Here is a 14,947-nt window from a genome sequence, read left to right as displayed (position 1 = left end):
GCCCCAGTACGGGCTTGACTGGGGCGTTCGGATCGACAACAACAGCGCGCATGCGCGATTGCTCCTGTCCGTAGACCAGCCGAGCTTGCGCCCACACTGGGGACGCGTCGAAATGCATTGCGGCACAACATGCAGGCTTCGTACGAAGCCTGCCACTCCCGGCAAGCCGGAACCACCGTGGCAGAAATGGGCCACTATGCTGCGGACCCGCTGGGGAAGCTGTCCCTGGTGGTTGCCAAGTGGTACTTGTGGTTCGGCTTGCCGAAAGTCGGGTGGCCGACGGCCCAGGCGGCGGTATCGATGATCGCCATTTTGACGCGTGCGGCTACCCGGCCGCGGAGTGCTCCCGGTTTGGCTCGCGCGTCTCCGTCGACCAGTTGGAAGAGTCCGTCGTGGCGGCCGAGGCTGATGTGGTTGCCGATGTAGGAGAAGGTGGTGGGTGCGACTGTGCGGCCGGTGAGGTGCGCGATGATCGCGGCTGTGGCCGCCTTGCTGGTGGGTCCCGCCGATGCGCACGACATGGGGTACGGCAGGCCGTTGTCGCCGATGACGAAGGCGCTGTCACCGGCGGCGTAGACGTCCGGATGGGAGGCCGACCGCATCTGCCGGTCGACGGTGATCTGTCCGTTGGGTTCGACTGCGAGGCCACTGGCTGCGGCGATCGGATGGACGGCGAAGCCGGCGGCCCAGACGATAGCGTCGGCGGGGAACACGCTCCCGTCGGCGGCGATCGCCCGGCCCACCTCGACGCGTTCGATGGGGAAGTGCTCGTGGACCTGGATACCGAACCGGTCGAAAGCGCGCCACAGGTGCTGGCAGGCCTTGTCGCCGAGCCAGCCGCCGAGTTCGCCGCGGGTGACGAGGCCGACTCGAAGCCGGGGGCGGGATTCGGCGAGTTCGGTGACGGCCTCGATCGCGGTCAGATTGCCGCCGACCACCAGCACGCGCCCGCCTTCGTCCAGCTCGTCCAGGCGTGCGCGCAGACGCAGCGCGGCCGGTCGTGCCGCCACGTGATAGGCATGCTCGCGGACGCCGGGAATGCCACGGTCGTCGATTGTGCTGCCCAGCGCGTAGAGCAGGGTGTCGTATTCGATTCGGCCGGGACCGTCGACGCCGGTCACGGTGACGGTCCGATTCTCGGCGTCGACGCCAGTGACGCGGGCTACCCGCAATCGGATTTCGGTGCCGGCGAAAATTTTTGCGAGTGGCCGGTGGCGCAGCTGCTGTCCGGCGGCGAGCTGATGCAGGCGCAGCCGCTCCACGAAATCGGGTTCGGCGTTGACGACCGTGATCTCGAAGTCGTCGGAGTGAAGCTGTCGGGCAAGAAACGTCGCGGAGAAGGCTCCGGCGTATCCGGCCCCGAGGATGACGATGCGGTGTTTCATGGTTGCGGCTCCTGTCGGTTTCGCGTGCTCGCCAAACAAGACACCGGTGGGCACGATTTCCTGACAGCGGCGAGTTGGTGACATGCATCACTCCATGGCGTCGATCGCCGAGAAAATCCGCGCACCAAAGTTCTGTGACCTGATTCACACTTTGTCAGGATTCGCGGGGTTGCGGTGTCTTGTTATCGACCCGTTCGGAGCGAAGGAGACACCATGGGCAACAGTATCGAGGTTGTCGTGGTCGGCGGTGGATACGCCGGGGTGACGGCGGCCAACCGGTTGCGGCAGCGCGATGACGTATCCGTGACCGTGATCAATCCCCGGCAGGTCTTCGTGCCACGGCTGCGTCTGCATCAGCTGCGGGCACCAAGGGCCCAGTGGTGCGGTGCGGCAGTGCACGAATCCGGCGCCCCGCACCGCGCATGGTGCATCCATAGCCGGGCCCACGATCCACTCGCGGAGAGGAAATCATGCACATAGCGGGCGAACCCGACGAACGGCAGCCGGCCGAGGACGAGGCCGTCGGCCCGAGCGACTCGCACGCCGTTCTCGCGGCGACGAGAACTTTTGTTGCGCACCGTAATTTATTGTTCACCGTCGCATACGAGATGCTCGGATCGGCGGCGGATGCCGATGATGTCCTGCAGGAGACCTGGTTTCGCTGGGTCGGCGTCGACACAGCGCAGGTCGATGACCAGCGGGCCTACCTGGTTCGGATCACCACGCGGCAAGCGCTCAACCGGCTGCGGTCGGTGAAGCGGCGACGGGAGGCATACGTCGGTTCCTGGCTTCCGGAACCGCTGCTCACCACCCCGGACGTGGCCACCGATGTGGAACTCGCCGAAAGCGTATCGATGGGGTTGATGGTCGTGCTCGAGACCTTGACTCCGACCGAACGCGCGGTCTTCGTGTTACGCGAGGCGTTCGGACTGGGCTACGACGAGATCGCGGCCGCGGTGGAAAAGTCAACCGCCGCCGTACACCAGATCGCCCACCGCGCCCGCCGCCACGTCGAGGCCCGCCGGCCGCGCCGTACGGTCTCCGCGGGCGAGGCCCGAGCGGCTGTCGACGCGTTCCGGCGCGCGCTCGAGACCCGGGACCTGCAGGGCCTGCTCGATGTCCTCGCCCCTGAAGTGGTGGCGATCAGCGACGGCGGTGGCATCAAACAGGCCAGCCCCCGGCCCGTTATCGGCGCGGACAAGGTGGCACGTTTCGTGGTCGCGGGCCTCACCAAGCACAATGTCGCGCTCACCGTCGAACCGGCCGCGATCAACGGCAGCCCCGCGCTGGCGCTGCACATCGACGGGGAACTCGACAGTGTCCTCGCGCTACGGGTCGAGGACGCCCGCATCGTCGGTCTCTATCTCGTGCGCAACCCGCACAAACTCACCCATATCGACTCCGAGACCCACCTCACCCTGCGCTGACTTCAGCGACGTAACCAAGGAGCAGACATGACCACGCGAGCACCGCTCGCCATTGACGCGCTTCCGTCCCGATGGCCGACCGTGGCCGGAGCGGTCGTCGTGCTCACGACGATTACCAGCGTCTTGCTGATCGCGTTCGCCTGGCCGTCGGTGCGGTCGTCGGTGCACGATGTCCCGATCGCCGTCGCCGGGCCGGCCACCGCCGTCGACCGGATCCGGACCGCGCTCGAGCAGCGTGCGCCGGGTGCCTTCGATATCACCGAAGTCGCCGACACCCCGACCGCCGAACAACTCATCCGCGACCGGAAAGTGTACGGTGCCATCGATGTCGGCTCTGGCACGCCGCAGGTCATAATCGCCTCCGCTGCCGGCACCGCGGTCGCCCAAACCCTGCAGACCATGGCGACCGGATTCAGACAGAACAGTAATGCCGCACCATCGGTGGTGGTTCGCGACCTCGCTGCCCTGCCCGCCGGTGACGCCCGCGGCGCCGGCCTGGCCGCGGGCGCGCTCCCGCTGGTCATGGGCGGTCTACTCGCCGCCGTGCTGCTGACCAGGCTGGTGCGCGGCACCGGCCGCCGGGTCGCCGGGGCGCTGGCCTTCGCGGTCACCGGCGGGCTGGCGATCACGGGGATCCTGCAATTCTGGTTCGGCTCGCTCAGCGGCTCCCACCTCGCCAACGCCGGTGCCGTCGCACTGAGTATCGCGGCGATCGCGCTGACCGTTCTCGGGCTGGAATCGCTGTTCGGATACGCCGGGATCGGGATCGGTGCGGTGATCATGATGCTCATCGGGAATCCGCTCTCGGGCACGGCCACCGCTCCGGAGATGTTGCCCGGCCGGTCCGGCGCACTCGGGCAACTGCTGCCGCCGGGGGCCGGTGGTCAACTGCTGCGCTCGACCGCGTTCTTCGACGGCCGCGGCGCGACCTCCGCGCTCACCGTCCTGCTCACCTGGGCCACCCTCGGCGTGGTGCTTTGCCTGATCGGCAGCCTGCGCGCACACCGCGCGGCGGCCTGGAACCCCGGACATGCACCGGTCCGTGCCCTGACACTCAACGCACAGTGATGGGCGCTTCGGCGTATTCATGGGGACTATCTCGCTAAAGGCTCTGGCCCACTTTCGGTGGTGCCTGTGAGGTGACAGCGGCACGATAGCCCGGTGGCTGAGGTGAGTGTCGGTGTCGGCGTGATGTTTTCGGGTTTGTCGCCACTGGTTGTCGAGGATGTGGGTGTGGCGGGTACACGGTTGCTGGTCCGAGCGAGGACTCCTGGTGGTGTGGCCGAATGCCCGGGCTGTGGTGCGAGATCGAGCCGGGTTCATGGAATTCACGAACGGCGGCTGGCCGATCTGCCGGTCGACGGCCGCAGCGTGGTGGTGCGGGTGCGTGTCCGGCGATTGTATTGCCCAACGCAGGGATGCCAGCGCACGTTCCGGGAACAGGTCCCCGGTGTACTGGAACGCTATCAGCGGCGCACTACCCGGTTGACCGGGCACGTGCGTGCGGCGGTGCGGGAGCTGGCCGGGCGGCCCGCGGTCCGAACGCTCGGGCGGTGGTCGGTGCAAATGTCGCGCCAGACCGCGGTGCGGGTGCTGCTCGGCATCCCGCTGCGAACCCAGAAAGTGCCGAGAGTGCTCAGCGTGGACGATTTCGCTGTACTGCGCCGCCACCGATACGGGACCGTGCTGATCGACGGCGCGACCCACCAGCGCGTCGATGTCCTGCCCGACCGGCGCTCGGCCACCCTGGAAACCTGGTTGCGGGCCCATCCCGGCGTGGAGTTCGTCGTGCGTGACGGATCGGCGACCTATGCCGAAGCCATTCGCCGCGGGGCCCCGACAGCGATCCAGATCGCCGACCGCTGGCACCTGTGGCACAACCTGGTGCGTGCGGCAGAGAAGGCGGTCGCCGCCCACGCCCGCTGCTGGGCCGCTGCCGGCCCGAAACGCCGGCAGCTGACCCGCGAAACCACCACCCTGGCCCGCTGGCACGCCGTCCATGATCTCCTCGACCACGGGGTCGGACTCATGGACTGCGCCCGCCGGCTCGGCCTCGGCTTGAACACCGTGAAACGGTATTCCCGCGTCAGTGAACCGGAGAAGCTGCGCCGCCCACCGCAATACCGGGCCAGTCTGGTCGACCCCTACCGTGATCACCTGCGCGCCCGCCGCGCCACAGAACCCGGCGTGCCGGTGACTACTTTGCTGGCCGAGATCACCGATCTCGGCTACACCGGCAGCCTGAATCTCCTGCACAAGTACCTGAATCAGGGCCGCGCCGAGTCCGACCGGGTCATGCCCTCGCCTCGGCGGCTCACCGCCTGGATCACCACCCGCCCCAGCGAACTGGGCCAGCAGCGCCACGCTCACCTCACTGAACTATTGGCAACCTGCCCGGACCTGACCGCTCTCGCGGAGCTGGTGAGCGGGTTCGCCCGCATCGTCACCGAACACCGCGGCCGTGACCTCGACGACTGGATGAGCAGCGCCCGGTCACCGTCCGCCGACGGGATCGACCTCGCCCGCCCCGCTCATCCCGGCCGGCCGAGCGTTGGCGACCCCTCATCTGTGGTTGCTGCCTGGCTGACGTCGTGTGTCGGGCCATGCCCAGACCTTCCGAATCGTGTCGTCTCCCCCCGAACGGCCGGCACCCGTCGGCGTGCATCTGCCATATCCATGCCTTGCAGCCACCTCGGCAACTACCAGCTCCCGACTGTAGCTCTGCCCGAACGTGTTGAACACGTTTCAGGTCACATGGGGCACCCGAGCCGGTATTTCCTTTCGGGCGTGTATAGGCGGCTGAGTCAAGCGTTGACCGAGCAGTTCAGCGCGAAGCGGCTCGCTGATAACACAAACCCGACTCCACGACCGCACTAACCCCTGGCAGCAAGAATCCAGCAGATAGACGTAGAATTACCGAGAAAGTTTCTCGTCCGACTGGCGATTTATTCGGCGGCGCGGCAAGTATGTGTATGCCCGGTTTAGGTGGGCGGCCGCCCTTGTTCCTTTTCTACCGATCCGTTCGGGAGGTTTGGGTCGTGCGAACCGATGGAGACACCTGGGATATCGTGACCGGTGTCGGACTCACCGCGTTAGGAGTGGCGACCTTCCGAGCACTGGAATCCGCCGCACCGGATCCACTCATCCAGGACAGTTACGCAGAACTGTTCGTCCGTGCCGCCGGTGAACCAAAATTCATGGACATACTGGCGGACCCGCCAACTCTGGCCGGCGCTCCACTCGTACCCGGATTCATGGGGATCCGGACCAAATTCTTCGACGAATTCTTCCTGTCGTCCGTCGCGGACGGAATCACACAGGCGGTGATACTGGCCGCCGGATTGGACGCACGGGCATACCGGCTCGACTGGCCCCCGGGAACAATTGTCTACGAGATCGATCAACCCGATGTGCTCGAGTTCAAGAACCGGGTGCTGGCCGAACACTCGGCGACACCGCGCACCGAACACCGCACAGTGGCCGTGGACCTGCGTTCGGACTGGCCGGCCGCGCTGGCAGCGGCCGGAGCGGATCCGGCCGCACCCACGGCGTGGTCGGCCGAAGGCCTGCTGCCGTACCTGCCCGGAGCGGCTCAGGACGCCTTGTTCGCCCATATCGGTGAACTGAGCCCGGCCGGTAGCCGGATCGCTGTGGAGGCCGCCCCTGCCGATGCGGCGAGCAGTGGTCTCGCCGAGATCGAAACAAAGTACCTGAACAAGAACCCGTTCGGAGATATCGACCCGGCCGAACTGTTCTACTACGACGACAGAACCGATCCGGAACAGTGGCTGCGGGACCACGGGTGGTCGGTGCACGCAGCCACGCCTGCCGATCTGGCCGCCACCTACGGGGTGTCGCTACCGGACCTTCCCGAAGAACTGGAACAGCACTGGCAACGACCGCGGTACCTGTCTGCGGTACGGGACCCTCACTGACCGCCACCGTGGGTGGCCTGCGCGCGATCCGGAACTCGGCGGCCTGCTGACCGGGTACAGCCGGCTGCTGCCGTTCGGCTTCGACTAGCTGTCCAGGGTAGATGCCCAGGTCGCGCGTGTTCCCATCTTCCATGTGCCCCGCCGAGGGCACAAACCTGCGACGACGTTTCCACAGTCCAGCGGCTTCGCCCCAGCGATCCCGTCGATCCCGAATCATGAAAACCCAGGTCAGTCGTGTTGCTCCGGGTGCCGTGTAGAGCACAGCAAACATGGGAACGCGCGCGCCCAGTGCGGAAATGGCCCTGCCCGACCACCGACTTCTGGGACGGCCTGCGCGGTTCTACCGGATTACCGTAGGTCTGAGGTGTGTAGCGGGTCGTCCACATTGCCTACGACTTCGATCCCTTCTTTCCGTGCTGGTCACGCACCATGCCGTGCAACGCGACCGTCTTGAACGAGGGGTTGCCCCTCGGCAGTCCCCGCCTCACTGGCCGGGACGTTGCGATGTGCCGTCGAAAAGTCTGTCGAGGTAGTAATCAATGGCGGCCGACGCGGCGTCGGGATCGATGACGCCGAGGTCGAGAAGCGGGGTGAGGCCGGTCAGCGCAAGCAGGAGGTTCGTCTCTATGACCGGATCGCGATCCGGTGGGATGCGCCCTTCGGTGATTGCTTGCCTGATCAGGCGTTCGGTCAGCGCTCTGCCGTTCCGGAGTCCGAGGCGGGCCCGGTCGTGCAACTCCGGGTCGTGCAGTGCCTCGAGAGTGTAGGCGGCACTCATGCGGCTGGTGGCGCGGGCGTCCGGGTGCAGGGGGAGCATTTCCATGAGGGTCACGCGCAGTGCGTCTCGGGGGTGCAGAGGTGAGCCGAGTCGGTCGAGGTTTCGGGTGACGCGCTGCGAGGTCTGTTCGGAAGCGAACTCCATCGCGAATACGAGCATCGCTGTCCGGGAGGTGAAATAGTGCTGGACCTGTCCGAGGGAGACGTCCGCCTCGCGGGCGACCTCACGCATCGTCGCCCGGGTCCAGCCTTGTTGTTCCACTACGCGCCACAGTGCGCGTGCGATGGTTTCGCGGCGTTCTCGGTGGTCGACCTGTTTCGGCACGAGAACCCCTTTCATTTGTTTCCATACATCTGACATAATACAGACGACTTGGAAAAAGTGGTGAGTAATGCCCCTCCGGCCGAGGAACGTCGAAGCACGCACCGAAGTCCGCTACCGGTCGAGCCGGGCGGAGGCCGACACCGCGCGGCATGCCCTCCCCTTCCCGGGCGAGCGCAGCCGATTCGACTCGAGGAGTGCGCGATGACCACATTCGCCGCCGCTGAGCTGGAGACAGCATATTTCGCGGCCTACGACGCGGTGATGGCATATTGGCCGGTACAGGCCGAGACGGTAGACCTTGCGGGTCGGTACGGAACGACACGAGTCACGTCCGCAGGCCCGACCGGAGCGCCGTCGCTGGTCCTGCTCCACGGGTACAGTGGCACGTCCGGAATGTGGTACCCGGTAGTCGGTTCGCTGGCCGAGGAGCATCACGTGCGGGCCGTGGACACCATAGGCGAGCCGGGCCGCAGTCGGCACACCGGCGCCGCCTTGACCAGCATGGACGATCTCGTGGACTGGCTGGCGGAGACTTTCGATCTGCTCGGGCTACCCGCCGCAGACCTGTGCGGCCAGTCCCTGGGCGGGCACCTCGCGTTCCGGTTCGCGCTCGCCCATCCCGAACGGGTGCGGCGCCTGGTCCTGCTCGATCCGCCGCTGGTCTTCGCCGGGCTCAGCCCCGAGTTCGAGGAGTTGGGCCGGAACCGCAACCCACACCCGACTTTCGAGGAGGCCCGCGCCGTGCTGGCACCGGGTGCCCCCGGCAGCGGACCGGCGCATGTGGAGGCATACCTCGACCTGCTCGCTCACGGAGCCGCGCACTTCCCGGCCTCGCCGATCGTTCATCCCCACCTGCCGGACGAGCTGACGCGCCTGCCGGTCCCGACCCTCGTCGCCCTGGCCGGGGCGAGCCAGGTGCACGATTCGGAGGCGGCCGCGGAGGTCGCGCGGCGTGCCGGGGCGGACACGGTGATTCTCCCCGGTGCGGGGCACGGCCTCCTGGCCGACGTCGAACCTGTCCGCAGCCTCGTCCTCGAACACCTCCGGCGAAAGGACGCGCCGGCCTGATACCGCGACAGCGAACCCCGTTGCCAACGCGACAGCAGCCGGGACGCTCCCCGATCTGCTGAATTCGCTGCAGTCGGAGACGGTCCGATGACCGGTGCACTGGTAACCGGCGGCACCGGAAAGACCGGCAGCGTAGTGGCGAAACTGTTGCGCTACAGCGCAATACCCGTCTGGGTAGCCACTCGCAACCCGGTAGCCGGCAGACCGACGAAGTGGCCGCCTTTCCGGCGTTCCGGAGCCCGTTCGACGATCACCGGCTGCCGGCCGGCCTGCCGCAGCCCGAGGGCCGCGGCCATGCCGGCGATCCCGAGCCCGACGACCGATGCGCGTTTGCGCATGATGCCGATTCCCTTCCGCTCGAATCTTCCCGGTCAATCCGGGACGATGACGGCCCGGGTACGACCCTCATGCGCCCAGGCTTCGCCGACGCGGCTGAGCGGGTACGCGGTGTACGGCGTGTCGAAGGTGCCGTCGGCGAACCGGGCGAGCATGGCGGGAACCTCGGCGATCATCTGCTCCTTCGAGACCGAGCCCAGGCCGCTGCCGCTGATCCGGATCCGGCGGCTGCGCAGTAGTGCCGCGGGCAGCAACGCCTCGGTTCCGGCGAGCGAGCCGATCTGCACGTAATCGACCGGCACGCTGTTGTCGGACGGGCCGGAACTTCCCAATGCCGCGAAGGCTGCCTCGGCGACGGTGCCCCACACATAGTCGAGGACCAGGGTGGGCTGCGCCTCGGCGACGGCCGCACCGAGGGTGGCCGACCAGGCGTCGGGTGCGTCCGGTGCGAGAGCAACGGTCACTACCCCCGGGCCGTTCAGCCGCTCCAGCGCTGCGCGGTTGCGCCCGGCCGCGACGACCTGTTTCGCTCCGAGGGACAGCGCGGCCCGCACCGCCAGGCCGCCGGATGCGCCGGTCGCGCCGAGCACGAGTACGGTGCCGAGCTCGCCCGCCTCCTCGCGCCGGGCGACCAGCGGCATCCAGCCGGAGAGGGCGGGGTTCATACCGGCGGCGACAGCGAGCGGATCGGCCCCGGCGGGAAGCTCGGCCTCGAACGGCGTGACCATCCGTTCCGCCATAGTCCCCCACGGCGCCCGGGCGAAGCCCGTGTAGACCAGCCGCCCGTCCTCGGACCGGGCCACGGCATCGACGCCCGGCACGAGGGGATGTGCCCGGCCGCTGCCGTAGTGGCGGCCGGATGCCTGCCCACGAACGACGTGGTGCAAACCGGCGCCCACCAGGCTCAACGGCGCGCGGCCCGGCCGCTGTTCCGGATCCGGGAAGTCCGCGCAGACGGGTGTCGCGTCGGGGGTGTTGACGACTGCAGCACGCATGGGATGACTCCTTAACTAAGTTAATCTCCGATGGCGGCAACAGTGCCTTAACTTTGTTAAAGTGTCAACCGTGGCAAAAGGAATCACGCGGGAGCAGATCGTGACGGCGGCACTCGAACTGCTCGACGAGCAGGGCATGGACACCCTCACCGTCCGCGCGCTCGCCTCCCGGCTCGACGTGAAGGCCCCCGCCCTGTACTGGCACGTCCGCAACAAACAGGAACTCCTCGACGAGATGGCCACATTCGTCATGCGACGCGTCACCGACGCCCTCGCGACGATCCCGCGCGGCGAAGACTGGCGTGACGACATGGCCGCCTACGCCCGCGTCCTGAGGTCGGAGTATCTGACGCACCGGGACGGGGCGCGCATCTTCAGCGGCACGCGTTTCGCCGACCCCGAAGTGGTGAAGGCGAAAGAATCGTGGCTCGAGCGCTTGACCGCGGCCGGATTCTCACTGCCCCAGGCCGACGACGCCCTCGACCTGGTCACCGCCTTCGTGGTCGGCTTCGTCATCGAAGAGCAGGAGCGCAGACCGTCCGCCGGCGCCGACCCCGCTCGATACTCGCTCGCCGGACGTGATGCGTGGCTCGGCGAAGGGGCCGAACTGGTCAAGGCCGCCGGGCATCTCCGCGACGACGGCGACCCGAGGTTCGAACGGCAGCTCGGCGTTCTCCTCGACGGGCTCGCGACCCGGCTGCACTGACGGCCGGTCAGCCGATCCGACCGTCACAACAGGCGGCTACACCGGGGTCGGAGAACTCCGCGCGCACCGGCGCGACATCGGATCCGATGACGACTGCCGCCTGCATCCTCCTTATCTAAGTTCAGTCGACTGATTGCCACCGCTCCTTAACTTAGTTAAGGTATGCCCGTCGGGGAAGGGAATCCCCCGGGAACGGACCGTGGCGGCAGCGCTGAAACGGCCCGGCCATCGCAAAGGAGCTTCCGTGAACACCACGCCGGACACCGGCCTGCCACCTGGCACGACACGGCACAGACGGTGGAACACGCGCCTCGCCGCACAGATCGCCGCACTCCTCATCGGGAACCTGATGGCGGATACCGTGATCGTGGCGCCGCTGCTCTTCCTCCCGCAGATGCTCAAGCACTTCCAGACAGATCAGGCGGCCTGGATCAGCTCCAGCGCCGTGCTCGCCGGCGCACTGTGGGCCCCGCTGCTGGGCCGGAGCGCCGACCTGCGCGGCAAACGCCGGATGCTAATCATCACGCTGCTTATCGGCTGTATCGGCTCCGTCATCTGCGTGATGGCTCCCAACCTGCTGGTATTCACCCTCGGACGCCTGGCCCAAGGCGCCGTCATCGCGTCGGTCTTCCTCTCCGCCACGATCGTCCGCGAACTCTGCGAACCACGGATCGCGATGCCCGCGGTCGGGATCGTCACCACCGGCACCGCAGTGCTCAACTTCGGCGCCGCCTTCCTCTACGAGAATCTGGTTGCCGAGTTCGGCTTCCGCGTCATCTTCGTGACGGCAGCCGCACTGGGCGCCGTCGCCGCCGTCGCCGTGCGCGTCGTCATCCCCGAATCCACGACCAGGACGTCGGGTCGGCTCGACGCCGGCGGGGCCCTGCTACTGGGCGCCGGCCTGACCGCGGTGCTCGGCTATATCAGCCTGGGGCCGGAGATCGGCTGGTTCGGTGTTATCCCGTTCACCCTCCTCAGCGCCGGTCTGGTCACGCTGGCGTACTGGGTACGGCACTCCCGGCGGACCGCCGATCCCGTGATCGACATCAGCAACCTCGGGCGGCCCCTCCTGCTCACACTGCTCGTCATCGTGCTCGCTACGGGAGCGACGCAGAGCATGGACCAGCTCCTCAGCCTGATCGCCCAGGTCTCACACGAGCAGCAGCTCGGTTACGGGCTCGACGCCCAGGGCATGCTGGGGCTGCTGTTCGGGATTCCCGCCGTCGGGGTTGTCGTCGGTGGAGTGCTCTCGGGCTGGCTCGCCACCCGGATCGGACCGGCGGCCACGCTGGCCGGCGCCACGACGGTCGGCACCGCCGGCGCCGCCGGGATGCTCACCGGGGCCTCGTGGCTGCCCGCCGCGATCGCCTGCTCTTTTCTGCTGCAATGCACAATGGGTGCGCTTCTGACCACCGGCTTCAACCTGGCGGGGTCGCTCGTGCCGGCCGATCGTCAGGCCGCGGTCTCGAGCATGGTCTCGGTCGTGGGCGCGGTCGGCTCGGTGGTCATGACGTTCGTGGGTGCAGCCGTGCTCTCGTCCACCCGGACGATCATCGACGGGACCGCGGTGAACTCCGCGACGGGCGTGTACAGCTACATCGTGATCGCGACCGCCACGCTGGCGATCGCCACCGTGCTCGCCGTCGGCCTGACCCGCCGGCGATTGTCCCGGTTCACCGCCGCCGATGGCCGGCGGGGAGTGTCACTCACGAGCCTCGGCGAGTGATCGCGGCGATGAGGCGACGTTCCGGGGTCATGATCGTGCGCAACACGGGGTCGGTGATCAGGACGGTCGGCACGACCCGCAGCGGCGAATCCGGTTGCCAGGACGGCAGTGCGTTCCGCAGTTCGGTCCAGGCCTCGTCGGGACGCCCGAACTCGACGAGTTCCCGGGCGACGGCGCAGGCGCGGCCGAAGGGCCCGGGATCGGGAACCGGATCGCCGGCAAGTGCCGCCGCGAAGGCGTCCCATGCCCGGTCGTCCTGCTCGTCGTCACCGGCCGGCCGGTCCGGTCGCGCGGCGAGGCGGGGGACGAACGAGGTGAGCCACCGCGCCCACGCGGCGGGGGGCCTGACCTGGTCGGGCCGGGTCAGGGCCAGGTACATCGGGATGAGGTCGCCGCGGAGGTGATCGTCGTCGATGGCCGCCATCACGTGGTCGTTGCCGAGTACGCCGTCGCGCAGGGTTGCCTCGTACCAGTCGCCGGGGAACGCGAACAGCCGGACCTGCGCATCGAGATAGGCCGCTACCGCCGAACCGGCGTTCATCGCGCGGTTCAGGGTTTCGTGCGCTGCTACCACGTCACCGGCCAGCGCCAGGTGACGCCCCTCGGCGAGGAAGATGCCGGCGCCCTCCGGGTGGGCGGGACGGCCCTGGTGGGCGCGGACCCGTTCGAGGGTCGTTCGTTGATCGGCCAGCATGGCGGCAAAGCTGTCGTGACGTACGGGGTCGGCGCCGTGCGCGGGATGCCAGGTGTAGGCGGCCCACTCGCCGTCGCGGACGTCGGCGGGGTCGAGGAACCAGTAGTCGCCGTCGTCGTTCGCACCGATCTGCAACGCCCGCGCCTGCGGACCGGTGTCCTCGACGAACACGCCCCAGAGGTCGAGCAGATCGGCATTCGTCTCCCGCATCCAGTCCAGCTCGGCCAGCGACCACACCTGCTCGCCGAACGCTCCGGCCTCGAGCAGGCCGTCGGTGACCTGGTAGAACGACCGCAGCGACGCGGGTAGCCGGTGCCCCAGCCGGGCCTCGGCCCGCTCGATCGCCGTAATGCCGGCCGGCGGCCGGACGAGCCCGGTGGGTGGCAGCCCGGCGACTTCGAGGTCTACATCGCTCGCCGTCCGGAACCATTGTTCGCTGTAGCCGGTGATCCAGTCCTGCCATCGCGGTGGAGCCGCCCGTACCGCTTCGGCTGCGTCCTCGGCGGGACCGGGTGGCAGCGGTGTGGACGCTGTCTCCTGCCGCACCAGGAATCCGTGCAGCGGGACGGCGGCTTCGCCGGGTCGCTGGTACCAGCCGAGGAACTTCGGTGGCGGCTCGGGCTTTTCCGCCGTGAAGAACCGCAGTCCGCCCAGCTGCAGGTGCGGCGACCCGGCATTGCCGAGGATCCGCAGCCAGTACCGTTCGCAGGTGCGCGGCCGGGCGACCGTGAACGTCCGCGACGTGCGCCGCCTGCCGAATCGTTCTCCGTGGCGTTCGTCGAGCGCGATCCAGTGACCGTCGCAGAAGCCGAGCAGTTCCCAGTCGCCGGGATCCCGGTCCGGGGCGTCGTCGGCCGAGTCCAGCTCGTAACTGACAACTGTGCGCTTCGTGGTCAGCCGCAGCACCAGGTCCGCCTCGGGGACCGGCGCGAACCACTTGGTCGCCATCGAGCCGTCGAGGAGGTTGCGAGCCACCTCGCCGACCTCGGGGTGCTCCGCCGTGGCCTGGATGTCGGCCACCTGCGCGGTGTGACCGTCCTGAAAGGGTGGCGCGAAGACGACGTGTCCGCTCTCCCCGCCGGCCGACCGCCACGACAGCCGGACGGGATGCCCCTCCCCGGTGTCCAGCAGCAGTCGCAGCGGATTCTGCGGGTGCTGTGCCAACGGCTGCTCGTTGTCGCCCTCGAACAACCGGTAGACAACAGGATCCACGAGCTCGCCCACCCTTCCCGGCGCCGGCTCGCCGCGAAGCTCCCATACCTCGCCGTCCGGTGACCGGTAGCTCCCCACGAGCTCCGGCAACGTCAAGGAAGTCTCGGCGCCGTCCTCGGCGCGCCAGCCGACTTCCGTCAAGACGGCGGCGACCCCGCCCCGCTCGATCCGGACCGAGAGCTGCCCGGCGCGAGTCCAGCCGTGCCGAGCGTCCAACGGACGCCGGAACAGCCTGCAGTGCAGAATGTCTGATCCCATGGTCTTCGATCTTTCCTCCGCCGTCCGACGTCGCCGTCGCGGGTCCCCCCGCCTGACGAACTCGGTGCACGCCGAGCACCGCCGGCAGCGGGCCGTTCCGAAG

At 68.1% G+C, this 14,947-nt stretch carries 11 protein-coding genes and 2 pseudogenes; 8 read left to right on the top strand and 5 right to left on the bottom strand.

Translation table 11 applies throughout. The features are described from left to right. Positions 1-194 precede the first annotated feature (194 nt). On the bottom strand, positions 195-1,385 hold the full coding sequence (locus tag ACIA75_RS06875; protein WP_397100673.1) for an NAD(P)/FAD-dependent oxidoreductase: 1,191 nt from the start codon (positions 1,383-1,385) through the stop codon (positions 195-197). 213 nt (positions 1,386-1,598) lie between these two features. Between ACIA75_RS06875 and ACIA75_RS06870 the strand changes: the two are divergent. The 5 genes and pseudogenes from ACIA75_RS06870 to ACIA75_RS06850 form a co-directional block, all read left to right on the top strand. Beyond that, positions 1,599-1,751: pseudogene (locus ACIA75_RS06870) on the top strand (FAD-dependent oxidoreductase); the annotation flags it as partial. A gap of 104 nt (positions 1,752-1,855) precedes the next feature. After that, the gene (locus tag ACIA75_RS06865; RefSeq protein WP_397100671.1) at positions 1,856-2,812 is read left to right on the top strand and encodes an RNA polymerase sigma-70 factor; all 957 of its coding nucleotides are present in this window, start codon (positions 1,856-1,858) and stop codon (positions 2,810-2,812) included. Between the two features lie 27 nt (positions 2,813-2,839). After that, positions 2,840-3,880, top strand: a complete 1,041-nt coding sequence (locus ACIA75_RS06860) for a hypothetical protein (protein ID WP_397100669.1) — start codon at positions 2,840-2,842, stop codon at positions 3,878-3,880. Positions 3,881-4,003: 123 nt separating this feature from the next. Beyond that, positions 4,004-5,308: pseudogene (locus ACIA75_RS06855) on the top strand (ISL3 family transposase); the annotation flags it as partial. 542 nt (positions 5,309-5,850) lie between these two features. Further along, a complete protein-coding gene (locus ACIA75_RS06850; RefSeq protein ID WP_397100667.1) occupies positions 5,851-6,747 on the top strand; it encodes an SAM-dependent methyltransferase in 897 nt (298 codons plus the stop codon). 484 nt (positions 6,748-7,231) lie between these two features. Here ACIA75_RS06850 and ACIA75_RS06845 read toward each other — a convergent pair whose 3' ends face one another. Next, positions 7,232-7,864 (bottom strand): TetR/AcrR family transcriptional regulator, encoded by a 633-nt coding sequence (locus tag ACIA75_RS06845; RefSeq protein ID WP_397100665.1) that lies wholly within the window; start codon positions 7,862-7,864, stop codon positions 7,232-7,234. Between the two features lie 186 nt (positions 7,865-8,050). Here ACIA75_RS06845 and ACIA75_RS06840 point away from each other — a divergent pair, with 186 nt between their 5' ends. Next, positions 8,051-8,917, top strand: a complete 867-nt coding sequence (locus ACIA75_RS06840) for an alpha/beta fold hydrolase (RefSeq protein ID WP_397100663.1) — start codon at positions 8,051-8,053, stop codon at positions 8,915-8,917. A 152-nt stretch (positions 8,918-9,069) separates the two neighbouring features. Here ACIA75_RS06840 and ACIA75_RS06835 read toward each other — a convergent pair whose 3' ends face one another. Continuing rightward, the gene (locus ACIA75_RS06835; RefSeq protein WP_397100661.1) at positions 9,070-9,255 is read right to left on the bottom strand and encodes an FAD-binding protein; all 186 of its coding nucleotides are present in this window, start codon (positions 9,253-9,255) and stop codon (positions 9,070-9,072) included. A gap of 33 nt (positions 9,256-9,288) precedes the next feature. After that, on the bottom strand, positions 9,289-10,248 hold the full coding sequence (locus tag ACIA75_RS06830; protein ID WP_397100659.1) for a zinc-binding alcohol dehydrogenase family protein: 960 nt from the start codon (positions 10,246-10,248) through the stop codon (positions 9,289-9,291). A 70-nt stretch (positions 10,249-10,318) separates the two neighbouring features. Here ACIA75_RS06830 and ACIA75_RS06825 point away from each other — a divergent pair, with 70 nt between their 5' ends. Together ACIA75_RS06825 and ACIA75_RS06820 are read left to right on the top strand one after the other, a co-directional pair. After that, complete coding sequence (locus ACIA75_RS06825; RefSeq protein ID WP_397100657.1) at positions 10,319-10,954, top strand: TetR/AcrR family transcriptional regulator C-terminal domain-containing protein; 636 nt, start codon at positions 10,319-10,321, stop codon at positions 10,952-10,954. Between the two features lie 244 nt (positions 10,955-11,198). Beyond that, on the top strand, positions 11,199-12,680 hold the full coding sequence (locus tag ACIA75_RS06820; protein WP_397100655.1) for an MFS transporter: 1,482 nt from the start codon (positions 11,199-11,201) through the stop codon (positions 12,678-12,680). Here ACIA75_RS06820 and ACIA75_RS06815 read toward each other — a convergent pair. Then, on the bottom strand, positions 12,661-14,844 hold the full coding sequence (locus ACIA75_RS06815) for an SMI1/KNR4 family protein (RefSeq protein WP_397100653.1): 2,184 nt from the start codon (positions 14,842-14,844) through the stop codon (positions 12,661-12,663). The genes ACIA75_RS06820 and ACIA75_RS06815 overlap by 20 nt on opposite strands. Positions 14,845-14,947: the final 103 nt, after the last annotated feature.

Origin of the sequence: Nocardia sp. NPDC051750 (genome assembly GCF_044453135.1) — a bacterium.
Classification (GTDB): Bacteria; Actinomycetota; Actinomycetes; order Mycobacteriales; family Mycobacteriaceae; genus Nocardia.
This window is presented reverse-complemented; position numbering and strand designations above follow the sequence as displayed.